The sequence below is a fragment of the Pigmentiphaga sp. H8 genome, from assembly GCF_003854895.1.
Taxonomy (GTDB): domain Bacteria; phylum Pseudomonadota; class Gammaproteobacteria; order Burkholderiales; family Burkholderiaceae_B; genus Pigmentiphaga.
In genome coordinates this window covers 4,659,284-4,681,146 of the sequence record NZ_CP033966.1, presented here as the reverse complement: position 1 = coordinate 4,681,146, position 21,863 = coordinate 4,659,284, and the positions used below count along the sequence as shown (strand labels likewise).

Genomic DNA, 21,863 nt, shown 5'->3' with positions numbered 1-21,863 from the left:
GCCATTCCGATAGGTCCCCCATGCCCAAACATGCCCTGACCATCGTGCTGGCGCTGCTGACCATGGTCGGGCCGCTGGGCATCGATGCCTATTTGCCGTCGTTCCACGCGATCGGCGCCACCTTCGACGCGTCGCCGCTGGCGGTGCAGCAGACGCTGAGCCTGTACATCGCGGGCATGAGCGTCATGACCCTGTTCTACGGCACCTTGTCGGACTCGTTCGGCAGGCGGCCGGTCATGCTGGTATCGCTGGTGCTGTTCACGCTGACCTCGATCCTGGCCGCGCTGTCCACCAGCATAGGCATGCTGGTCGCGGTGCGGGTGCTGCAGGGGCTGTGCGCCGGAGCCGGCATGGTCATCGCGCGCGCCATGGTGCAGGACAAGTTCCAGGGCGGCGAGGCGCAGCGGATGATGGCCATGATCACCATGGTGTTCGGCGTGGCGCCCGCGCTGGCGCCGGTCCTGGGCGGCTGGCTGCAGGCCACGCTCGGCTGGCGGTCGGTGTTCTGGGCGCTGGCCTTGTTCGGCGCCGGCCTGTGGGCGGTCAGCCGGCGGGTCCTGCGCGAGACGCTGCCGCCGGCCGGGCGCACGCCGTTCGACCTGCGCAGCATCGCCGCCAATTACCGGCGCTCGGTCAGCAGCCCCCGGTTCGTGCTGATGTCCGCCGGGATCGGCCTGGCGTTCTGCGGGCTGCCCTTGTACGTGGGCTCGGCCGCGGCCTACATCATGGACATCCTGCACCTGCCCGAGACCGCGTTCGGCTGGCTGTTCGTGCCCATGGTCGGCGGCCTGATGCTGGGCTCGGCCATGGCGAGCCGCTATGCGCATCGCATCCCGGCCGAACGCATGGTCCGGCTGGGTTTCCTGGTCATGGGGTTCGGCGTCGTGCTGTCCGTGATCTATACGAGCCTGTTCACGGCGGCCGTGCCGTATGCGGTGCTGCCCTTCGTGTTCTATACCTTCGGCCTGTCGCTGGCCTCGCCCAGCATGACGGTGATCGCGCTCAGCATCTTCCCCGAGATGCGGGGGCTCGCGGCCTCGATGCAGGGCTTCATCCAGATGGCGCTGTTCGCGCTGGTTTCCGGCCTGGTCGCGCCCATGGTGTTCGGCAGCGCGGCGGGCCTGGCCTGGACCCATGCCTTGCTGCTGGCGGCGGGACTGGGGTTCTGGGAGGCGGGCAGCCGGGCGCGCACGGCGCCGGCCGCCGGACCGAGAGCCTGATCCGGCTTCAGACCTGGCGGCGCAGCACGTCCAGGAAGCTGCGCGCGGCGGCCGGCAGCGACCGGCCGCCGCGCGTCAGGATGCCCATCTCGCGCGAGACGCCGGGTCCGGCCAGCGGGATGGTGGCCAGCGCCGACATGTCGATCAGCCGGAGCGCCAGCCGCGGAATGGCGGCGATGCCCAGCCCCGCGGACACCATGGCGCCCACGACCGAGATGTTGGCGCATTCATAGCGCGCCTCGATGGCCAGGCCGCATTGCGCCATGACCTGGTCGGCGATCTGGCGGATGCTGCTGGCCGGCCCGCTGGCGACCAGCGGCCGTTCGGCCAGCACCGACCAGGACACCCGCCGGCGCGAGGCCAGGGGATCGTCGCGGCTGCACACGCAGACGAATTCGTCGCTGATCAGCGGCTCGAACGCGAGTCCGTCCCGCCGCGGCGGCGCCACCGAAATGGCGAAGTCCGCGCTGCCGTCCAGGACCCGCGTCCGCACGAATTCCGCCGACACCGGCTCGAGCGCGATCGTGACGCGCGGATGGGTGCCCTGGAATACCGACATGGCCCGGGGCAGCAGCGCCGCGGCGGCGGACGGCAGGCAGGCGATGGCGATGCGGCCGCGGCGGCCAGCCACGAATTCGGACAGGTCGCTGAGCGAGTCGTGGAATTCGCCCACGATGCGGCGGGCGATGGGCAGCAGTTCCTCGCCTTCGCGGGTCAGCTCCACGCGCCGCGTATTGCGGTCGAACAGGCGGGCGTCGAGCTTGTGCTCGGCGGACTGAACCGACCGGCTCAGAGCCGGTTGCGAGACGTGGACGCGTTCGGCGGCCAGGCGAAAATTGCGCAGCTCGGCCACGGCCAGGAAGGCTTCCAGTTCATGCACGGTCAAGGTCGATCGCATGCGGCGCCATCAATGATGAAAATGCATTAAATCAATATGATAAATGCACTTCTCATATCAAGACCGTCTCCCTACACTGGTCCGAAAAACCCGGAGACGCCATGAAAACCCGCCTGATCCCGTTTGTCGTGCTCGCCTGCTCGCTGGCCGGTCCCGCCTCGGCCCAGACCTATCCCTCGCAACCGATACGCATGGTGGTGCCGTTCGCCGCCGGCAGCGGCACCGACCAGGTGGCCCGCGTGCTGGGCCAGGCCATGACGGCGGCGGCCAACGTCACGGTGGTGATCGAGAACAAGCCCGGCGCCAATGGCTTCATCGCGGCCCAGGCGGTCGCGTCGGCCGCGCCCGACGGCTATACGATGCTGCTGACGACCAACACCACGCACGCGGCCAACCAGCATCTGTTCAAGCATCTGCCCTACGATCCGGTCAAGGACTACACCCCGGTCGCGCTGCTGCGCAAGGGCTACCAGATCATGGTGGTGCGCGCCGATTTCCCGACGCGCGACGTGGCCGATTTCATCGCGCTCGCGCGCAAGCAGCCGGGCAAGCTCAACTTCGGCAGCGGCAGTTCGTCCAGCCAGGTGGCGGGCGAGCTGTTCAAGCAGATGGCCAACGTCGAGCTGACCCACGTGCCCTACAAGAGCAACCCGCAGGCGCTGAACGATCTCATGGGCGGCCAGATCGACGTGGTGTTCGTCGACACCACTTCGGCGATCACGCTGGTCAAGAGCGGCAAGCTGCGCGCGCTGGCGGCGACCCGTCCAAGCCGCCTGTCCATGCTGCCCGAGGTGCCGACGCTGGACGAGGCCGGACTCAAGGGCTACGAGATGTCGTACTGGACCGCCGCCTATCTGCCGCGCGGCGCATCCAAGGAGGTCACGGCCACGCTCAACAAGTTGTTGATCGACGCCGTGCATTCGCCCGAGATGGCGCAGTTGATGGCCAAGACCGGAACCGAGGTCTCCACCAGTTCGCCGGCGGAGCTGGCCACCTTCCAGGCGGCGGAGTCGGACAAATGGGCCCGCATCATCCGCGCGGCCAACATCCAGCCGGAGTGAACCCATGACCAAGACGCGCGTGCGCATAGGCGCCGGTGCGGGATTTTCCGACGACCGGTTCGAGCCGGCGCTCGAGCTGGCCGAGCGCGGCGAGCTGGACTACCTGGTCTTCGAGTGCCTGGCCGAACGGACCATCGCGCGCGAGACGCTGTCCCGCATCAAGGATCCCGAGACGGGCTACACGCCCTACATGCGGGACCGCCTGCGCATGGTGCTGCCCGCGTGCATGCAGGCGGGCATACGCATCGTGACCAACATGGGCGCGGCCAATCCGCTGGGCGCGGCGCGCGTCATCCGGCGCGACGCGCTGTCGCTGGGGTTGCCGCCGCCGGTGGTGGCGGCGGTGGTGGGCGACGACGTGACCGAGATCGTGCGCGCGCATCCCGAGCTTCGGCTGCTGGATACCGGCGAGCCCGTGGAATCGCTGTTGCCGCGCATGGCCGCCGCCAATGCCTACCTGGGCGCGGACATCGTGCGCGAGGCCCTGACCCGCGATGCGCAGATCGTGGTGACGGGGCGCGTGGCGGATCCGTCGATGTTCGTGGGCTGCATGCTGCACGGACTGGGGTGGTCCTATGACGATTACTCCCGCCTGGCCGCCGGCACCTTCACCGGCCACCTGCTGGAGTGCGCGGCGCAGGTGACCGGGGGCTGTTTCGCCGACCCCGGGAAGAAGGAGGTGCCGGACATGGCCCGCATCGGCTTTCCCTATGCCGACGTCGACGCCGACGGGTCGGTCCGGCTCGGCAAGGTCGCGGGCTCGGGCGGCCGCCTGGACGTGGCGACCTGCACCGAGCAGGCGCTGTACGAGATCCATGATCCGGCGCGCTACATCACGCCCGATTGCGTGCTGGACATCACCGAGGCCGAGTTCGAGCAACTGGGCCCGGACCGCGTCGGCTTCCGGGGCACGCGCGCGGCGCCGCGCACCGACACCTATAAGGTCGTGGTGGGCTACCACGACGGCTGGATAGGCGAGGGCGAGGTCGGCTATGCCGGCCCCAACGCGCTGGCCCGGGCGCGCCTGTCCGAGCAGATCGTGCGCGAACGGCTGAAGCTGCGCGGTTTCTCGTATCCGGAAATCCGCGTGGACTACATAGGCATGAGCAGCCTGCACGGCATGGGGGCGGGACGCCCCGAGCCCTACGAGGTGCGATTGCGCGTGGCGGCGCGCAGCCCGGACAAGAAAGCCGCGCAGGCGGTGGGATTCGAGATGCGCACGCTCAACGTCAACGGCCCGGCGGGCGGAGGCGGAACGCTGGAGGCGCTGCGCGAAGTCATCGGCGTGCGTTCGCTGCTGCTGCCGCGCCATCTGGTCCACCCCGAGGTCGTCATCGAGGAGCGGCCGTGAACGAACAGAACTGGAGGAGCGTGCCGTGAGCACCAAGGTCCACGAACTGGCCCACTCGCGCGCGGGCGACAAGGGCAATACCTCGAACGTCTCGGTCATCGCCTACGACCAGCCGGCCTGGGACATCCTGCGCCGCGAACTGACCGAGGAGCGCGTCATGCGCGCCTACGCGCACCTGGCCAGCGGGCCGGTCACGCGCTATGAGCTGCCGCGCCTGCGCGCGCTGAACTTCGTCATCGAAGGAGCCCTGGGCGGCGGCGTGACGATCTCGCTGGCGCGCGACGCGCACGGCAAGACGCTGTCCTACCTGATGCTGGACATCGACCTGCCGGTGTAAGGGGGAACGGCCTTCAGTGATTGATGGCCGTGATCTTCACGTCGTTGCGCTTGCCCACGCCGCCGAACCAGATCTCGCCCGAGCCGACGGAGATACCCTGCCAGTTGGCGAAGAGTTCGGAATAGGTCTGCCGGGACACGGCATCCTTGACCTTGGGCGTGATGATCCTGTCGTAGTCCGCGATGAAGTGGCCGGCATCGCGTATGGTCACCGCCTTGCCTTCCACGCGGGTCCGGAAAGGATAGTCGGCCATCGCGGCAACCGCCGCCTTGTCCCCGGCCGCGACGGCCTGCTTCAGCTTGTCGAAGAAGCCGCGGTAGGGCGCGTGTTCGCCGAACAGCGTATCGAGCCGCGCATCCATGTCGGCCGCGGTCTGCGCCTGCGCCGCGCCGGCGCCCAGGGCGATGAAGGCCGCCAGGCATGCGCCCAGCAGTTGCCGCGTCACCGTCTTTCGTTTTCCGTCTTGCATGGCAGCGTCCAGGACAGGAGGAAGGGGGGCTCAGGCCGCGCGGGCCTGGGCCGCGGGTTGGGCCAGGGCCCGGTGTACACGGGCCAGGACTTCGGGGTCGTCCAGCAGCCGCATGCGCTTGAGATCCGGCAGACGCTCGGGATGCGTCTCCAGGACCTCGTCGACCAGCTGCGTGCGGGCCGCCTCGATCAGCGGATGGCCGGGCAGGTGGCGGCCGGTGGCGAAGGCCCGGGCCAGCGCATTGGTGGCGGGATCCGTCAGCGCGTCCATGAAGCCGGGAGCGGGGCGGGCCTGGTTTTCCTCGTTGTAGCGCGCGGTGTCGTGCAGTTCGCGCGGCGGGGACGTTTCCTCGGGGATGCAGAACAGTCCGTCGTCGAAGGCGCCGCGCCCCAGGCTGACCCGGCTGGACATCACCGACAGCGGGATGGCCAGCAGCAGCGACGCCAGGATGGGGATCATCCACCACAGGAAGTTCGGATTCAGCCAGGCGACCAGCAGGCCCCAGCACACGCCCAGCAGCGTCTGCAGGCCGTGGCGGCGGAAGGCTTCGCGCCAGGGCGTCTCGTTGTTGGCGCGGGCCGGCGATTTCCATTGCACTTTCCAGCCCAGGAACGCCGCCACGACGAAGCGGGTATGGAACAGCATGCGGATCGGCGCCAGCAGCATGGAGAACAGCACCTCCAGCAGCATGGACCACAGGAGCTTGCCGGACCCCGCGTAGCCACCCGCGCCTTTCACCCACGCCAGCAGCACGCTCAGTATCTTGGGCAGGAACAGCAGCACCGCCGTGGTCGAGAACAGCGCGATGGCTTCCTCGGGATGCCATTGCGGCCAGATCGGGAACAACTGGTGCGGCGTCACGAAATACTGCGGCTCGGTCAGCGTGTGGACCGCCAGCAGCGCGGTGGACAACGCCAGGAACAGGAACCACAGCGGCGCCGACAGGTAGGACATGACGCCGGTCAGGAACACGGCGCGGTGCACCGGGTGCAGGCCCTTGATCAGGAACAGCCGGAAGTTCATCAGGTTGCCCTGGCACCAGCGCTGGTCGCGCTGCAATTCGTCCAGCAGGTTGGGCGGCAGTTCCTCGTAACTGCCCGGCAGGTCGTAGGCGATCCAGACGCCCCAGCCCGCGCGCCGCATCAGCGCGGCCTCGACGAAGTCGTGCGACAGGATGGCGCCGGCGAAGCTGCCCTTGCCGGGCAGCGGGGCCAGCGCGCAATGCTGGATGAAGGGTTCCAGGCGGATGATGGCGTTGTGGCCCCAGTAGTGGGATTCGCCCAGTTGCCAGAAGTGCAGGCCGGCCGTGAAGAGCGGGCCGTAGACCCGGGTGGCGAACTGCTGCACGCGCGCGTACAGGCTGTCCATGCCCGAGGCGCGCGGCGCGCTCTGGATGATGCCGGCCTCGGGGTTGGCGTCCATCAGCACCACCAGGCGCTTGAGGCATTCGCCGCTCATCACGCTGTCGGCGTCCAGCACGACCATGTAGTCGTACTCGCCGCCCCAGCGCCGGCAGAAGTCATCGATGTTGCCGCTCTTGCGCTTGACGCGCCGCCGGCGCCGCCGGTAGTGGATGCGGCCGAAGCCCTCGACCGTCTTGCATAGCTCGACCCAGGCGCGCTGTTCCTGCACGCAGTTGTCCGGCTTGTAGCTGTCGCTCAGGATGAAGAAGTCGAACTTGTCGAGCACGCCGGCCCGCGCGACCGACTCGTAGGTCGCGCGCAGCCCGGCGAACACCCGGCCCACGTCCTCGTTGCAGATGGGCATGACGAGGGCGGTGCGGGTGCCGGCCGAGATGGGAACGCCCTCGGCCACGGTGGCCGAGATGCTGTAGCGGTCGCGCCCCATCAGCAATTGCAGGAAGCCCATCAGCGCGGTCCAGAAGCCGGCCGAGACCCAGCAGAACAGCAGCGCGAACAGCAGCAGGATCGCCACTTCCAGGATCTGTCCGCCCTGGTAGGGCAGGACGGCCTTCATGTACCAGGTGGCAACGGCGGTCTGCGCCACCACGGCCACCAGCAGGGTCAGCCGGCGCAGCCTGCCGGCGATCTTCCAGCGCGGCTCGGGCGGGCGCGCGAGCCGTTCGGCCCGCGTCTTGTGCATCCGGCCCTGCACGCGGCGCCAGCCGCGCACAAAGGGATTGGTGACCCAGGGTTCGGGCACCATGGACGAGCGCTTGATGGCCGGCGCGGTCTGTATGCAGACGCGTCCGGCTTCGTCGCGGTGGACGACGCCGTATTCGTCCAGTTCGGGGCCGTAGGCCTCCAGCAGGGTCCGTTCCTGGGTCTCGGCCTCGCTCGCGCGCAGGGCGTCTTCTTCGATCGCTGCGGACATGGGATCACTCACCCGTTTCATAGCCTGGCAGCTGGTAGCTCCAGGTCTCGGAAACGGGGTTCTGCCCGTTGACCAGGCCGGCCCGCATCTCGACCGGCTTGGCCGGATCCTTGACCTTGATCCGCAGCGTGACGCGCCATCCGCCGGTGACCGGGTTGCGGCGCAGGCTGTTCTCGAGCACGTCGGCATTGCCGCCGGTGGAGAAGTTCAGAGAGACCGGCAGCGGCGGGTCCTTGGGTTTGGCCGGCGCCGGAGCGGAGAAGTCGATCAGGAATGCGGTGCTGCCGTCGGGGCGGCGGATCAGGTCGGTGCCGCGCGTCTCGCCCACCGAGCGCCGCGTCTGCAGGACGCGGGCCAGCTTGGGATCCTGCAGCGCGGCTTCGTTGCGCGTCCAGCGCAGCGTGTAGTTCATTTCCAGCGCGGTGCCGGGCTTGGGCTGGTGTTCGGGCACCCAGAACGCGACGATGTTGTCGTTGGTTTCATCCGCGGTCGGGATCTCGACCAGCTCCACCCGGCCCTTGCCCCAGTTGCCCGTGGGTTCCACCCAGAGCGTCGGGCGCAGGTCGTAGCGGTCGTCCAGGTCCTCGTACTGGCGGAAGTCCCGGGCCCGCTGCTGCAAGCCGAAGCCGCGCGGATTCTCGACCATGAACGAGCTGTTGGCCAGGCGGCGCGGGTTGTTCAGCGGCCGCCAGAGCCATTCGCCGTTGCCGGCGTGGAAGGCCAGGCCGTCGGAATCGTGCAGCTCGGGCCGGTAGTTGGGGCTGCTCGAAGGCTGCGTCGCGCCATAGAGATACATGCTGGCCATGCTGGCGATGCCGAGCTTGGCGACCGGGGCGCGCAGGTAGACGCGCGAGCGGACCTCGACCAGGGTGTCCTCGCCCGGGGTGATGGTGAACCGATAGGCGCCGGTGGCGCGGGGCGAATCCAGCAGGGCGTAGATCACGACGTGTTTGTCGCTGTTGGCCGGGCGGGCGATCCAGAACTCGCGGAAGCGGGGGAATTCCTCGCCCGAGGGCACGGCGGTATCGATGGCCAGTCCCCGCGCCGAGACGCCGTAGACCTGGCCCTTGCCGACCACGCGGAAGTAGCTGGCGCCCAGGAAGGACGCGAGTTCGTCGTCGCGCTTGGCCGGATCGTTCAGCGGATAGAGGATGCGGAAGCCGGCGAAGCCCAGGCCGCGCAGCAGCTTGGGATCGACCTGGCGCGGGCCGAAGTCGAAGTCGGCGGGATCGTACTTGATCTCGCGAACGCCTTCGGCATCGATCTCGTTGATCTTGACCGGAAGGTCGAAGGCCATGCCCGGGTGATGGAAGGCGATCTGGAACGCGGTACGGCCGTCGGCCCACAGATACTTGTCGCGCTTGGGCTGGATCTGCTGGTATTCGGCGTACTTGAGGTCGCGCAGTTCCTTGGGAAGCTGGCTCGTGGGCGCCTTGTATTTCTCGCCGGAGAGTTCCTTGGCGCGGCGGGCGACATCGAAGAAATCGAAGGCGCTGGCGGGGGCGGCGGCCAGGAGGCCGGCCGACAAGGCCAGGGCCGAGAGAAGCATGCGGGCGGCGAGCGAGCGCACCCCTGCGGAAGAAAGGGAGTTGTCAGTCACGGATCTTGGACGTCCGGCGTGGCCTGGAATGCTGAAACGGAGATTCTAGAGGGTATGGCCGCCCCTAGGGGGCTCCGGCGGCATACATGTACTACTGGATGTAGCCATGCGGCGCCAACCGGACCAGAATGGACGCCATTTTCACCAAATTGGTTCCCCGGCGCCCGGTTGGGGCGCGCGCCTAGCGCCCCGATGCGGTGCCTTCGCGCCGCGGATCGGCGCCGGCCCGCAGCAGTCCGTTGCTCAGGACCTCGATGCCGTGCAGGCCGCTGGGCATGGCCGAGACGGCCACGGGGTGCCCCATGGCGCGCAGCGCGGGGACCAGGCTTTCCAGGCGGGTATCGCTTTCCAGTTCCGTGGCATGGTTGCGGCTGCCGTAGTGCGGCAGGTCGATGGCGGTCTGGATGTCCAGGCCCCACGTCAGATTGGCCAGCAGCGTCTGGGCCACGTAGTTGGCGATGGCGCTGCCGCCCGGCGAACCCGCCACCAGCCGCAGCCGCGGGACCTCGCCGCCTGCGCGCAGCACGATGGTGGGCGCCATGGTGCTGCGCGGGCGCTTGCCGGGCTCGACCCGGTTGGCCACCGGCACGCCATGGTCGTCGCGCGGCGACAGCGCGAAGTCGGTCAATTCATTGTTGAGCAGGAAGCCGCCCACGAGGATCTTGCTGCCGAAGGCCTGCTCGATCGTGGACGTCATGGCCACCGCGTTCCCCTGGGCATCGACGATGGACAGGTGGGTGGTCGAGGGCAGCGCGGGCGTGTCGTCGACGCCATGGCGGGCCAGCGCGCCGCGCACGGGTTCGCCCGGCAAGGCCCGGCCCATCGAACGGTCGGCCGAGATCAGCGCCGCGCGCCGGGCCAGGTAGGCCGGATCCAGCAGGGCGGCCACCGGCACGTCCACGAAATCGGGATCGGCCACGTAGCGGTCGCGATCGGCATAGGCCAGCCGTCCCGCCTCGGAAAAGTAATGCACCGCGGCAAGCGATTCGGGCCGGGCCCGGGCGATGGGCGTGGCGTCCAGCAGCGCCAGCATCTGCAGCACGGCCAGTCCCCCGGACCCGGGCGGCGGGGCGCCGCACACCACATAGGTCCGGTAGGAGCCGCACAGCGCGGCGCGTTCGCGCGCCTGGTAGCGCGCCAGGTCTTCGGTCGACAGGTCGCCGGGCCGCGCATGGGCGCGTACCGCCTCGACCATGGCGCGGGCCAGCGGTCCGCGGTAGAAGGCGTCGGCGCCCTCGCGGGCGATGCGCGTCATCGTGCGGGCGAGTTCGGGATTGCGCAGCCGTTCGCCCTCGCGCAGGGCCGAGCCGTCGGGGTGGAAGAAGTAGGCGCGGGCGGCGGGCTGGGCAGCCAGACGCTGGTTGTCGCGCAGCAGCGCGGCCAGGCGCTGCGAGACCGGGAAGCCGTGCCGCGCGCGGTCGATGGCGTCGTCGAACAGCGACGGCCAGGGCAGCTTGCCATGCTGGCGGTGCGCCAGTTCCAGCGCCCGCAGCAGGCCCGGGACGCCGACCGACTTGCCGCTGTCGACGGCAAAGGCGAAGCGCATGGGCCGGTCGCCCCGCATGAAGCGCTCATCGTTCGCGGCGGCCGGGGCCGTCTCGCGGCCATCGAATACCGTGACCCGGTCCTGGCGGGCGTCGTAGTGGACCAGGAAGGCTCCGCCCCCGAGCCCGGAGGATTGCGGCTCGACCAGGCCCAGCATCATCTGCGCGGCGATGGCCGCGTCGACGGCGCTGCCGCCGCGCTCGAGCACGCGATAGGCAGCCTGCGTGGCGAGCGGGTGGGCGGTGGCCGCCATGAAGTGGCGGCTCATGACGGCCTGCTTGGGCTGGTAGGCGGTCTGCGCCTCGGGGTTGGCGTCGATGCCCGGGTCGGGCACGGCGGCCCGGACCGCCGAGGCGAGCGCGACGCAGGCCAGCCAGAGCAGGCGCGATGCGCGGACGAACGATGTCATGGATGAAGCTTCCTTGCGATGGCCTGGGGCCGGCCAGACCGCGACCTTACCATCGGCCGCGGCAAAGCGGCTTACACTTGGACACCCGTCCTTCCTCCGGTTTCATGAAGACGCCCCATCCCCGCGTGCTCGTCGTCGAAGACGACATGACGATCTCGGCCAATCTGTGCGCCTATTTCGAGGCCAAGGGCTACGTCGTCGACGTCGCCTACGACGGCCCGTCCGCGCTGTATCGGCTCGGGTCCGACGGCTTCGATGCCGTCCTGCTCGATATAGGCCTGCCCGGGCTGGACGGGGTCACGGTGCTGCATCGCCTGCGCGCGGAGCTGCATCAGGCCACGCCCGTGCTGCTGCTGACGGCGCGCGACGAACTGCAGCAGAAGCTCGACGCCTTCGCCCATGGCGCCGACGACTACGTCACCAAGCCCTACGCGCTGGCCGAGGTCGAGGCGCGCGTGCGCGCCTTGCTCAACCGCGCCTCGGGCCAGGTCGCCAATCCGGTGCGGCGTTTCGGCGCGCTGTCCTACGATGCCCGCACCCGCGAAGTGCACGTGGCGGAGCGGCCGGTGCGGCTCACGCCCAAGGCCAGCCGCATCGTCGAGGTGCTGATCCGCGATCCCGGCCGGGTAGTGTCGCGCGCCGACCTGGAGAGCGCCCTGTGGGGCACCGACGTACCGGAAAAGGATGCCTTGCGCAGCCAGATCCATCTGCTGCGCAAGGCCTTGTCCGAAGCAGGCTTCGATGGGCTGGAGACCGTGCACGGCGTGGGGTATCGCCTGTCCGGCGGCCCGGGGCGCGACTGATGGCCGGTCCCGCCATGCTCAAGCAGCGGGTCATCTGGGCGCTGACACTGGCCATCGCCTTGTTCGTGGCGGTGCAGGCCATCGTCGCCTATCTGGTGCTGGACAGGCAGGAAGACCGCATCGTCGACCAGATCGTGCTGACCGAGGCCGAGCGCCTGGTGCATCGCCTCGAGGCCGGCGAAATGGTCTGGACCGGCGGCGACATCCTGCTCGGCCCCAGCCTGCATGCATGGGTGGGAACGAACGGCGACGTGCCGCGCGTGCTGTCCCGGCTGGGCCCCGGGCAGTACCAGCTCAACACCGAGGGCGAGGTCTGGCACGTGGCGGTGGCCGATTCGGCGAAAGGGCGGGTGTACCTGCGCTACGATGCGACCGACAACGAGCACCGGGTCTACGAGTTCGGCGCCATCCTGCTGGGGCTCTGGCTGGCATGCACGCTGCTGGGATACTGGACCGCCCGCGCGCTGGCCGGCCGCGTGGTCGGCTCGATGGTGGAGGTGACCGATCGCATCGAGTCGTGGGCGCCTGGCAGCCCGGGCATGAAAGTCATGCGCAGCGACGAGGCGGGCCGACTGATCGAGGCCTTCAACCGCATGCAGGACAAGGTGGACCAATCCATCGCCCAGGAGCGCGAGTTCTCGGCCAACCTCAGCCACGAGATCCGCACGCCGCTGACCAGCATCCGGACCGACGCCGAACTGATCGCCCTGGAGTCCGAGCCGTCCGCGCAGGCCGGGCTGCGCCTGACGCGCATCGTCAGCGCGGTGGACGAGATCGCCTCCACGCTCGAGACGGCGCGCGCCATCAGCAGCGCGCAGGCGGGGCCGCGCACGGAAGTCGCGCTCCGGGCCTGCCTGGACGACGCCTGGAGCGGCCTGGCCGAGCGCGCGCACCGCGCCGGCCTGGTCCTGGTCAACGAGGTGCCCGAGGCGGCCATGGCCACGCTGGACCGCTACGGCCTTCTGATCGTGCTGCGCAACCTGGTGCGCAATGCCATCGACCACGCGGCCCCCGCCGTGCTGACCGCGACCTGGACCGGGGAGTGCCTGGCCCTGGCCGACAACGGTCCCGGCATTCCCGCCGCCGACCAGCCGTTCGTGTTCGAGCGCTACTACAGCGGCCGCCTGCGCGACAGCCAGGTGCCCGTGGCCGGGGACGCGGGCGTCCAGCGGGGGCTCGGATTGGCGATCGCCAAGCGGGTGTGCGACATCCAGGGCTGGCGGCTTACCGTGGCGTCCAGCACCGACGAACAGCACCGGGGCACTCGCTTCCTGCTGTGCTTCGGGGAAGGGGCGGCGCTGGTGGTGTCCTGAGGCTCAGGCGCCCAGCGCCTTGGCATGGAAGGCCATGTGGTCCTCCATGAACGTCGAGATGAAGTAGTAGCCGTGGTCGTAGCCCGCGTGGCGGCGCAGCTCCAGCGGCTGGCCGGCGTCGCGGCAGGCGGCCTCGAAGGCCTCGGGCCGCAACTGCGGCTCCAGGAACTGGTCGGCCAGCCCCTGATCGACCAGGATGCCGCCGGGGAAGGGCTGGCGCGCGGTCCGCATCAACTCGGTCGCGTCGTACCGCTTCCAGGTTTCGCGGTCGGGGCCGAGATAGTTGCCGAAGGCCTTGTGGCCCCAGGGGCAATCGACCGGATGGGCGATGGGAGCGAAGGCCGACACCGAGCGGAACTTGTCCGGATTGCGCAGGGCCAGCACAAGCGCGCCATGGCCGCCCATGGAGTGGCCGAAGATGCCGGCGCGTGCCGGATCGCCCGGCAGTTCGGAGGTCACCAGCCCGAACAGCTCGTCCACGATGTAGCTGTACATCCGGTAGTGGCGATCCCAGGGCGCCTGGGTCGCGTCCAGGTAGAAACCGGCGCCGGCACCGAAATCCCAGCTGTCGGTTTCGCCCGGCAGGCCCGCGCCGCGCGGGCTGGTATCCGGCGTCACCAGCATGATGCCGTGCTGCTGCGCGAACCGCTGCGCGCCGGCCTTGATCATGAAGGTTTCCTCGGTGCAGGTCAGTCCGGCCAGGTAGAACAGCACCGGCACGGGCCCCGCCTCGGCGTGCGTGGGCAGGAAGACCGAGAAACGCATCGGCAGGCCGATGGCGGAGGAGTCGTGGCGGTAGAAACGCTGCTGGCCGCCGAAGCACTGGTGCAGGCTGATCAGTTCGGGCATGTGGAATCCTTGCGGCCTTGATTAATACAGCACGACCGAGCGGATGGACTGCCCGCTCTTCATGAGGTCGAAGCCCTCGTTGATGCGTTCGAGCGGCAGGGTGTGGGTGATGAGTTCGTCGATCTTGATCTTGCCGTCCATGTACCAGTCGACGATGGTGGGCACGTCGGTGCGTCCGCGGGCACCGCCGAAGGCCGAGCCTTTCCATTCGCGGCCGGTGACCAGCTGGAAGGGGCGGGTGGCGATTTCGGCGCCGGCGGCGGCCACGCCGATGATGAAGGACTGGCCCCATCCCTTGTGGCAGCACTCGAGCGCCTGGCGCATGGTGGTGGTGTTGCCGATGCACTCGAAGCTGTAGTCGGCCCCGCCGTCGGTGAGCTGGACGATGTGGTCGACCACGTTGGCGACGTCCTTGGGGTTGACGAAGTGGGTCATGCCGAACTGGCGGCCCAGGGCCTCGCGCTCGGGGTTCAGGTCGATGCCGATGATCTTGTCGGCGCCGACCATTTTGGCGCCCTGGATGACGTTCAGGCCGATGCCGCCCAGGCCGAAGACGACGACGTTGGCGCCGGCCTCGACCTTGGCGCTGAAGACCACGGCACCCACGCCGGTGGTCACGCCGCAGCCGATGTAGCAGGCCTTGTCGAAGGGGGCGTCCTCGCGGATCTTGGCCACGGCGATCTCGGGCACCACGATGTAGTTCGAGAAGGTCGAGGTGCCCATGTAGTGGTGGATGGGCTTGCCGTCCAGGGAAAAGCGGCTGGTGCCGTCGGGCATCAGGCCCTTGCCCTGGGTGCTGCGGATGGCCTGGCACAGGTTGGTCTTGCGCGACAGGCAGAACTTGCACTGGCGGCACTCGGGCGTGTACAGGGGAATGACGTGGTCGCCCTTTTTCAGGGTGGAGACGCCGGGGCCGGCATCGACGACGATGCCGGCGCCCTCGTGGCCGAGGATGGCGGGAAACAGGCCCTCGGGGTCGGCGCCCGACAGGGTGTAGTAATCGGTATGGCAGATGCCGGTGGCCTTGACCTCGATCAGCACCTCGCCGGCGCGCGGACCTTCCAGGTCCACTTCTTCGATGGTCAGGGGCGCGCCTGCCTTCCAGGCGATCGCGGCTTTGGTCTTCATGGGCTGCTCCTAGGCTCTCGAGGGAATCATCCGGGATTGTAGTGGGGCGGCGCGGGGCCGATCGGCAAATAGTCCTAAAGTCCGGCGACCTTGGTGCCGTCAACCGTCATGAGTCGTTGTCCATACCAAGAGTCATGCGCAAGAATCTGCCCGTCACGTCGCTCGAGCGCTTCGTCGAGAAAAGCCGCCCCGTGGTGACCACCACCGACCTGAAGGGGCGCATCACCTATGCGAACCCCGCGTTCATCGAAGTCAGCGGCTTCTCGCGCGATGAACTCATCGGCCAGCCCCACAACATCGTCCGGCATCCCGACATGCCGCCCGAGGCCTTCGCCGACCTCTGGCAGACCATCAAGCGCGGCCAGCCCTGGCGGGCGACGGTCAAGAACCGCTGCAAGGATGGCGGCTTCTATTGGGTCGAGGCCTACGTCACGCCACTGTACGAGAACGGCAGGCACGTCGGCTACATGTCGGTGCGCAGCGCGCCCGACCGCGCCGAGGTGGCGTCCGCCCAGGCCCTGCATGCCGACGTGTCGGCGGGCAAGGTGAAATTCCCCGCCACGCCGCGTCCGCGCTGGTGGCACGCGCCCACCCCCTGGGGCGCGGGCGTGGCCGTCCTGTCGCTGGGCATGGCGCTGGGTGCCTGGCTGCTGCCCCACTGGGGCTGGATGCTGGGGCAGGTCGCGGTGGCGGGTGCCGCCGCGGCGGTGTGGCGGTACCGGGTCTGGGCGCCGCTGCGCCGTGTCGACCGCACGCTGGCCGCGATGGGCGAGGGTATGCTGTCGGTGGCCGTGGAAGGTCGTCATCAGTTCGATCTGGGCGGCCTGCCCATGCGTATCGAATCGACCCGCATCCACCTGCGTTCCACGCTGTGCGACGTGCTGCAGGTCGCGCAGGCGGTGGATGGCAACGCCGACCGCGTCAACGGCGAGATCGCCGCGATCCGGCAGGTCATCGACGAGCAGCGCGACCGCCTGACCCGCATCGCGGCGGCGGTCGAGCAGATGAGCGTGGCCATCCGCGAAGCGTCGCAGCACACGGGCACGGCCCTGTCCTTGTCCGAGTCGGCCCTGAGCGAGGTCGATACGGCCGAGGCCAAGATCGGCGATTCGGTGCGCGGCACGGATTCCGTGGCCAAGGCCGTCGGCCGCACCAACGAACAGATAGGCTCGCTGCACGACCTGGTCTCGACCATTTCCGGCGTGACCCAGGCCATCAGCGAGATCGCCAACCAGACCCGCCTGTTGTCGTTGAACGCGGCCATCGAGGCCGCCCGCGCGGGCGAGAACGGCCGCGGCTTCGGCGTCGTGGCCGAGGAAGTGCGCACCCTGTCCGATCGCACGGCCGGCAGCACGGGCGACATCGGCCACGCGCTCCAGGCCATCACCCGCTTCGCCACCGAGACTTCGACCTCCATGCAGGACGCGGTGGCCTCGGTGCAATACAGCGGCGAGCAGATCCGCGAAAGCGCCGGCTTCTTCGAACGGGTGCGCCATTCGTCGTCGCTGGTGGTGGAGCGGGCGCGCGACATTTCCGGCATGTTGCAGCAGCAGTCGGCGGCGTCGCAGGAAGTCGCCGACAGCATGGAAGGCATCTCGGGCGAAGTGGAACGCACCTCCGCCTCGGTCGCCTCGCTGGCCCAGGCCACCGAGGCGCTCAAGGGCACGGTGGGCGACATGCGCCAGTTGCTGGTGCGCTACGAGGCCTCGCTCCATCATTGAGCGGCATGCCGGCGGCCGCGCCGGGAACCGTTATGCTCTAGCCTGTTCGAACCACGGAACGGGAACAAGGGGGCAGGCGTTGTTGCAGAGTGGCGCGCGAGCCGGCGTGGCCGAGGGCCGGCGCGGGACGGGAAGAGCCGGGGGCAGGCCCGGCGCATGGATGCGGGCCGCGGCGGCAGTGTGCGCCTGCCTGGCATTCACCATGGCGCGGGCGCAGGACCTGCCCGCGGAATTGTCGGCGGCCTGGGCCGCCACGGGGTTGCCCGAGAGCGCGCTGTCGGTGGTGGTCGAACCGGTCGATGGCCCGCGCATGGTCTCGGTCAACGCCGGGCAGCCGCGCAACCCCGCCTCGGTCATGAAGCTGGTGACCACCTTCGCCGCCCTGGACAGCCTGGGGCCCGCGCATATCTGGCGCACCCAGCTGCTGGTGGAGCCGGGCACCACGATCTCGGCCGACGGCGTCCTGTCCGGTCCGCTGTACCTGCGCGCCAGCGGCGATCCCTTCTTCAAGCTGGAAGACCTCTGGCAGCTGCTGCGCGAGCTGCGCGTGCGCGGCGTGCGCAGGATCCCGGAACTGGTCGTGGACCGCTCGGTATTCGGGCCGGTGGCGATCGATCCCGGCGCCTTCGACGGCGATCCCTCGCGGCCCTACAACGCCAGTCCCGACGCCTGGATGGTGGGCTTCGGCGCGGTGCGCCTGCTGTTCACCCCGGACCTGCGCAGCAGGCACTGGCGGGTGACCCTGGACCCGGCCCTGCCCGGCGTCAAGGTCGAGGGCGGACTGAAATGGTCGGACAATCCGTGCCCCGGTTCGCCCGTGGTGCAGACCGAGCCGTTCCTGACCTCGTCCGGCGTGTCGCTGCGCGTGGCGGGAACCGTATCGGGGGGCTGCGGCGAGTTCAGCCTGTACCGGCTGGCACTGTCCCAGCCGCGGCATGCCGAGGCGGTCTTTCGCGTGCTCTGGCAGGAAATGGGCGGCAGCCTGGCGGGCCGGATACGCGAGGGCGGCGTGCCGGGCGATGCCGTGCTGTTCGCCACCCACGATTCGCCGTCGCTGGCCGAGGTCGTGCGGCATATCAACAAACAGAGCAACAACGTCATGGCCCGCCTGCTGCTGCTGACGCTGGGCGCCGCGTACGAGCCGGGCCCGGCCACCGTGGCCAGCGGCGATCGCGCGGTGGACGGGATCCTGGCCGCGCGGGGCCTGACGCTGCCCGAGCTGGTGCTGGACAACGGCTCGGGGCTGTCCCGCGACGGCCGGATCTCGGCCGACAGCCTGGCGCGGCTCCTGGCCGCCGCGTGGCGTTCGCCGGTCATGCCGGAGTTCGTTTCCTCGCTGGCCATTTCGGGCATGGACGGAACGGTGCGCCGCCGCATGCGCGACTCCGATGCGGCGGGCCTCGCGCACCTGAAAAGCGGGTCGCTGCGCGACGTGCGGGCCCTGGCCGGCTACGTGCTGGCGGCCAGCGGGCGCCGCTACCTGGTGGTCAGCGTGGTCAACGACGAACGTGCGCAGCAAGCCAACGGCTTCAACGACAAGCTTATCGCGTGGCTGGCCAGCCAGTGATGCAGGATGCAAGCGCGGGGTTGCAGGTGTTACCCGATGCTGCCCTCCGGATGCAAGGGTTCCGGTATGCGGGGGCGACTGCTATCATCGGATCGTCCAATCGTAAAAACAACGCAGGGAGCGCAACACGATGACTACCAGCACCGCAGGCAAGGAAAAACTCATCTCGGACGTCAAGGTCGTGCTGAACGACGCGGAAGACCTGCTCAAGCAAGCCGCTTCCAGCACCGGTGACCGCGCCGTCGAACTCCGCGAAAGCGCCCTGACCTCCCTCAAGCGCGCGCGCGAAAAGCTCCTGGACGTCCAGGACTCCATGCTGGAACGCAGCAAGGCAGCCGCCCGCGCCACTGACGACTTCGTGCACGACAATCCCTGGCGCGCCATCGGCGTGGCGGCGGCGGTCGGCTTCCTGGCCGGCCTGCTGGTCAACAGCCGCCGCTGATACGCGCAGCGTGTCCGCGTCGCCGCATCTGCTGGGTTCGCTCCGGGCGCTGGCTGCCACTTCCATCGGCATCCTGCGTACCCGGCTCGAACTCGTCGCCATCGAACTGGCCGAGGAAAAGTCGCGCCTGCTGGGCATGGTGCTGGTCGCCCTGGCGGCCCTGCTGTGCCTGACGCTCGGCCTGATGATGTTCTCGTTCCTGATCGTCGTGGTGTTCTGGGATACCGAATACCGGCATCTGGCCATCGCGCTGGTCGGGGCGGCCTATCTGCTGGTCGGGCTCATCATGCTGGTCATGGTGCGCCGGCAGGCCGTGCATGCACCCCTGGTGTTCGAGGATACTCTGGCCGAACTCGAACGCGACCGCGACATGCTCGCCGCGGTGGCCGAGTCCGACCCCGACAGCCGCCGGGGGCCGCGATGAGCGCCCGTCGCAGGGCGCGCGAGGCGGGAGACATCGAGGCCCGCAAGGAATTGCTGCTGGCCCGGTCGTCCATCGAGCGCATGGAGCTGGCGGCCCACCTGCACCAGATCAAGGAAGCCGTCACGCCGGGGCAGGTGCTCAAGTCGGTCCTGCCCAGCCTGGGCGGCAGCCGCGGCATGGCGACCGCCATGCAGGCCTGGCGTTTCCTGCGGCGCTATCCGATCGTATCGTCCGCTGCTTCGATGTTGCTGGCCCGCGTGCGGCTGGGCGGCGTCTTCCGTCTGTTGAAGCTGGGCGGCGGCGCGGTGGCCGCCTATCAAGCCTACAAGCTCTGGCGGGCCATCAAGGAAGACCGCAGCCGGCCCGACCCACGCTAGCGTCAGCAGGCCCCGTTGCTGGGGCAGCCGGATTCAGCCCGGCAGCCCCAGTTCCTGCCACAGGCCGTCCACCCGTTTCTTCACGTCCGCATCCATCACGATGGGGCGTCCCCATTCCCGATCGGTCTCGCCCGGCCACTTGTTGGTGGCGTCCAGGCCCATCTTGCCGCCCAGGCCCGAGACCGGCGATGCGAAGTCCAGGTAGTCGATGGGGGTGCGGTCGGCCAGCAGGGTATCGCGGACGGGGTCCATGCGCGTCGTGATGGCCCAGACCACCTCCTGCCAGTTGCGCACGTCGATGTCCTCGTCCACCACCACGATGAACTTGGTGTACATGAACTGGCGCAGCACGCTCCAGATGCCGAACATCACGCGCTTGGCGTGCCCGGGGTACTGCTTGCGCATCGAGACGATGGCCAGGCGGTAGCTGCATCCTTCGGGCGGCAGGTAGAAATCGACGATTTCCGGCAGTTGCCGGCGCAGCAGCGGCGTGAAGACCTCGTTCAGGGCGACGCCCAGGACGGCGGGTTCGTCGGGCGGCTTGCCCGTGTAGGTGGAGTGGTAGATGGGATCGCGCCGCATGGTGATGCGGTCGACGGTGAAGACCGGGAACCAGTCCTGCTCGTTGTAGTACCCGGTGTGGTCGCCATAGGGGCCTTCCAGCGCCATCTCGTAGCCGTTGTCGGGCGGGGCCGCGACGTCGGGGGCGGGAGTGGGGGCGATGGCGCGCGGATCGGAGGCCGGCAGCAGGTGGCCCTCCAGCACGATCTCGGCCGAGGCGGGTACGGACAGCGTGCTGCCCAGGCAGCGGACCACCTCGGTGCGGCCGCCGCGCAGCAGGCCGGCGAACTGGTATTCGGACAGGGCGTCGGGCACCGGCGTGACGGCGCCCAGAATGGTGGCGGGATCGGCGCCCAGAGCGACCGCGACCGGGAAGGGCTGCCCGGGGTGAGCCAGCATGTGTTCCCGGAAGTCCAGCGCGCCACCCCGGTGCGACAGCCACCGCATGATGAGCTTGTTGCGCCCGATGGGCTGCTGGCGATAGATGCCCAGGTTCTGGCGCTTGCGATTCGGTCCGCGCGTGACGACCAGCCCCCAGGACAGCAGCGGGGCGACGTCGCCGGGCCAGCAGTGCTGGATGGGCAGGCGCCCGAGGTCGACGTCGTCGCCTTCGAGCACGATCTCCTGGCAGGGCGCTGCCCGGACTTCGCGCGGCGCCATGTCCCACAGGGCGGATTTCAGCATCGCCACCTTGCCGAGCGCATCGCGCAGGCCGCGCGGCGGCTCGGGCTCGCGCAGCGAGGCCAGCAGTTCGCCCACGTCGCGCAGGGCGCCCACGTCTTCCGCGCCCATGCCCAGCGCCACCCGGTGGGCGGTGCCGAACAGGTTGGCCAGCACCGGCATGTCGGCCTGCTCGCGGCCGGGCTGCCGGGCGTTCTCGAACAGCAGGGCCGGCCCGCCTGCGCGCAATACGCGGTCGCAGATCTCGGTGATCTCGAGGCGGGTCGACACGGCGGTCGGGATGCGCTTGAGTTCGCCCCGCGCTTCGAGCTGGCGCAGGAAATCTCGGAGGTCGCGGTATTTCACGGGCGGGGCACCTTGATGGGGGAAGCCGGGGGAAGGGCCACTTTAACCCGCCGTGGCGGTTGCGGCGTTTGACGCACGGATGAGGTCATCGGGGTCCGTGGCGGTGTGAAACATGAAGTCCGGGACAAATTTTACATATGTTTCTGAATCTGATTCGATCGTGGCGATAGTGTATGCTTACTTTTATCTATCTTTCCATATACGGTCGCATGGGTACCGATAGAAAATCCCAATGATCGCGATTGTCTATCGGATGCACCAGAATGGTGAATTTTTACGGTTGACCACATCAAATCGCATTCCTACAATCCGCCAACTTTCAGCGTGTGCCCGGTGCCGTCGTCCTGACAGCCGCCCCCAAGTCGGGGCCGGACCAGACCACCGGGCTGCTTAACGGGCCATCGGGCGCCCACCATACTGGAGTTCTC

Annotated in this window: 19 protein-coding genes; 11 read left to right on the top strand and 8 right to left on the bottom strand. The window is 69.0% G+C overall.

All coding sequences use genetic code 11. From position 1 onward, the window contains the following. The first annotated feature begins 20 nt into the window (after positions 1 to 20). The gene (locus tag EGT29_RS22035; RefSeq protein ID WP_124690993.1) at positions 21 to 1,220 is read left to right on the top strand and encodes a multidrug effflux MFS transporter; all 1,200 of its coding nucleotides are present in this window, start codon (positions 21 to 23) and stop codon (positions 1,218 to 1,220) included. A 7-nt stretch (positions 1,221 to 1,227) separates the two neighbouring features. Here the strand turns inward: EGT29_RS22035 and EGT29_RS22030 are convergent, their stop codons facing one another. Further along, the gene (locus EGT29_RS22030; RefSeq protein WP_124690992.1) at positions 1,228 to 2,118 is read right to left on the bottom strand and encodes a LysR family transcriptional regulator; all 891 of its coding nucleotides are present in this window, start codon (positions 2,116 to 2,118) and stop codon (positions 1,228 to 1,230) included. Between the two features lie 101 nt (positions 2,119 to 2,219). On the opposite strand from EGT29_RS22030, the gene EGT29_RS22025 reads away from it, so the two are divergent. Genes EGT29_RS22025 through EGT29_RS22015 form a run of 3 tightly spaced genes read left to right on the top strand, consistent with a single transcriptional unit; the run spans position 2,220 to position 4,867 of the window. Then, a complete protein-coding gene (locus tag EGT29_RS22025) occupies positions 2,220 to 3,179 on the top strand; it encodes a tripartite tricarboxylate transporter substrate binding protein (protein WP_124690991.1) in 960 nt (319 codons plus the stop codon). A gap of 4 nt (positions 3,180 to 3,183) precedes the next feature. Beyond that, positions 3,184 to 4,530, top strand: a complete 1,347-nt coding sequence (locus EGT29_RS22020; RefSeq protein ID WP_124690990.1) for an acyclic terpene utilization AtuA family protein — start codon at positions 3,184 to 3,186, stop codon at positions 4,528 to 4,530. Between the two features lie 25 nt (positions 4,531 to 4,555). Beyond that, positions 4,556 to 4,867, top strand: a complete 312-nt coding sequence (locus EGT29_RS22015; RefSeq protein ID WP_124690989.1) for a hypothetical protein — start codon at positions 4,556 to 4,558, stop codon at positions 4,865 to 4,867. Positions 4,868 to 4,880: 13 nt separating this feature from the next. On the opposite strand, the gene EGT29_RS22010 is transcribed toward EGT29_RS22015, so the two are convergent. From EGT29_RS22010 to ggt, 4 genes are all read right to left on the bottom strand, one after another. Further along, a complete protein-coding gene (locus tag EGT29_RS22010; RefSeq protein WP_124690988.1) occupies positions 4,881 to 5,336 on the bottom strand; it encodes a hypothetical protein in 456 nt (151 codons plus the stop codon). A 30-nt stretch (positions 5,337 to 5,366) separates the two neighbouring features. After that, complete coding sequence (gene mdoH, locus EGT29_RS22005) at positions 5,367 to 7,670, bottom strand: glucans biosynthesis glucosyltransferase MdoH (protein WP_305037039.1); 2,304 nt, start codon at positions 7,668 to 7,670, stop codon at positions 5,367 to 5,369. A 4-nt stretch (positions 7,671 to 7,674) separates the two neighbouring features. Then, positions 7,675 to 9,219 carry a glucan biosynthesis protein G gene (locus tag EGT29_RS28810; protein WP_124692473.1) on the bottom strand — a complete coding sequence of 515 codons (1,545 nt, stop codon included), beginning with the start codon at positions 9,217 to 9,219 and terminating at the stop codon, positions 7,675 to 7,677. Positions 9,220 to 9,451: 232 nt separating this feature from the next. Next, entirely contained in the window at positions 9,452 to 11,224 is a 1,773-nt protein-coding gene (gene ggt / locus EGT29_RS21995) for a gamma-glutamyltransferase (protein WP_124690986.1), read from the bottom strand. Between the two features lie 104 nt (positions 11,225 to 11,328). Here ggt and EGT29_RS21990 point away from each other — a divergent pair, with 104 nt between their 5' ends. Together EGT29_RS21990 and EGT29_RS21985 are read left to right on the top strand one after the other, a co-directional pair. Continuing rightward, positions 11,329 to 12,027 carry a response regulator transcription factor gene (locus tag EGT29_RS21990; RefSeq protein WP_124692472.1) on the top strand — a complete coding sequence of 233 codons (699 nt, stop codon included), beginning with the start codon at positions 11,329 to 11,331 and terminating at the stop codon, positions 12,025 to 12,027. Continuing rightward, positions 12,027 to 13,340: a HAMP domain-containing sensor histidine kinase gene (locus EGT29_RS21985; protein WP_124690985.1), complete on the top strand. Its 1,314-nt coding sequence runs from the start codon at positions 12,027 to 12,029 to the stop codon at positions 13,338 to 13,340. Before EGT29_RS21990 ends, EGT29_RS21985 begins: the two co-directional genes overlap by 1 nt. Positions 13,341 to 13,343: 3 nt before the next feature. On the opposite strand, the gene fghA is transcribed toward EGT29_RS21985, so the two are convergent. Both fghA and EGT29_RS21975 read right to left on the bottom strand, forming a co-directional pair. Next, the gene (gene fghA / locus EGT29_RS21980) at positions 13,344 to 14,189 is read right to left on the bottom strand and encodes an S-formylglutathione hydrolase (RefSeq protein WP_124690984.1); all 846 of its coding nucleotides are present in this window, start codon (positions 14,187 to 14,189) and stop codon (positions 13,344 to 13,346) included. 21 nt (positions 14,190 to 14,210) lie between these two features. Next, entirely contained in the window at positions 14,211 to 15,317 is a 1,107-nt protein-coding gene (locus EGT29_RS21975; RefSeq protein ID WP_124690009.1) for an S-(hydroxymethyl)glutathione dehydrogenase/class III alcohol dehydrogenase, read from the bottom strand. A 134-nt stretch (positions 15,318 to 15,451) separates the two neighbouring features. On the opposite strand from EGT29_RS21975, the gene EGT29_RS21970 reads away from it, so the two are divergent. The 5 genes from EGT29_RS21970 to EGT29_RS21950 all read left to right on the top strand — a co-directional run bounded on the left by EGT29_RS21970 (position 15,452) and on the right by EGT29_RS21950 (position 19,848). Then, positions 15,452 to 17,038 carry a methyl-accepting chemotaxis protein gene (locus EGT29_RS21970; protein ID WP_124690983.1) on the top strand — a complete coding sequence of 529 codons (1,587 nt, stop codon included), beginning with the start codon at positions 15,452 to 15,454 and terminating at the stop codon, positions 17,036 to 17,038. 160 nt (positions 17,039 to 17,198) lie between these two features. Continuing rightward, on the top strand, positions 17,199 to 18,605 hold the full coding sequence (gene dacB / locus EGT29_RS21965; RefSeq protein ID WP_124690982.1) for a D-alanyl-D-alanine carboxypeptidase/D-alanyl-D-alanine-endopeptidase: 1,407 nt from the start codon (positions 17,199 to 17,201) through the stop codon (positions 18,603 to 18,605). Between the two features lie 130 nt (positions 18,606 to 18,735). Further along, positions 18,736 to 19,047 (top strand): YqjD family protein, encoded by a 312-nt coding sequence (locus EGT29_RS21960; protein WP_124690981.1) that lies wholly within the window; start codon positions 18,736 to 18,738, stop codon positions 19,045 to 19,047. Between the two features lie 10 nt (positions 19,048 to 19,057). Beyond that, on the top strand, positions 19,058 to 19,471 hold the full coding sequence (locus tag EGT29_RS21955; protein ID WP_161567912.1) for a phage holin family protein: 414 nt from the start codon (positions 19,058 to 19,060) through the stop codon (positions 19,469 to 19,471). Then, the gene (locus tag EGT29_RS21950; protein WP_124690979.1) at positions 19,468 to 19,848 is read left to right on the top strand and encodes a hypothetical protein; all 381 of its coding nucleotides are present in this window, start codon (positions 19,468 to 19,470) and stop codon (positions 19,846 to 19,848) included. Before EGT29_RS21955 ends, EGT29_RS21950 begins: the two co-directional genes overlap by 4 nt. Before the next feature lie 33 nt (positions 19,849 to 19,881). Here EGT29_RS21950 and ubiD read toward each other — a convergent pair whose 3' ends face one another. Next, positions 19,882 to 21,435 carry a 4-hydroxy-3-polyprenylbenzoate decarboxylase gene (ubiD, locus tag EGT29_RS21945; protein WP_124690978.1) on the bottom strand — a complete coding sequence of 518 codons (1,554 nt, stop codon included), beginning with the start codon at positions 21,433 to 21,435 and terminating at the stop codon, positions 19,882 to 19,884. Between the last annotated feature and the right edge of the window lie 428 nt (positions 21,436 to 21,863).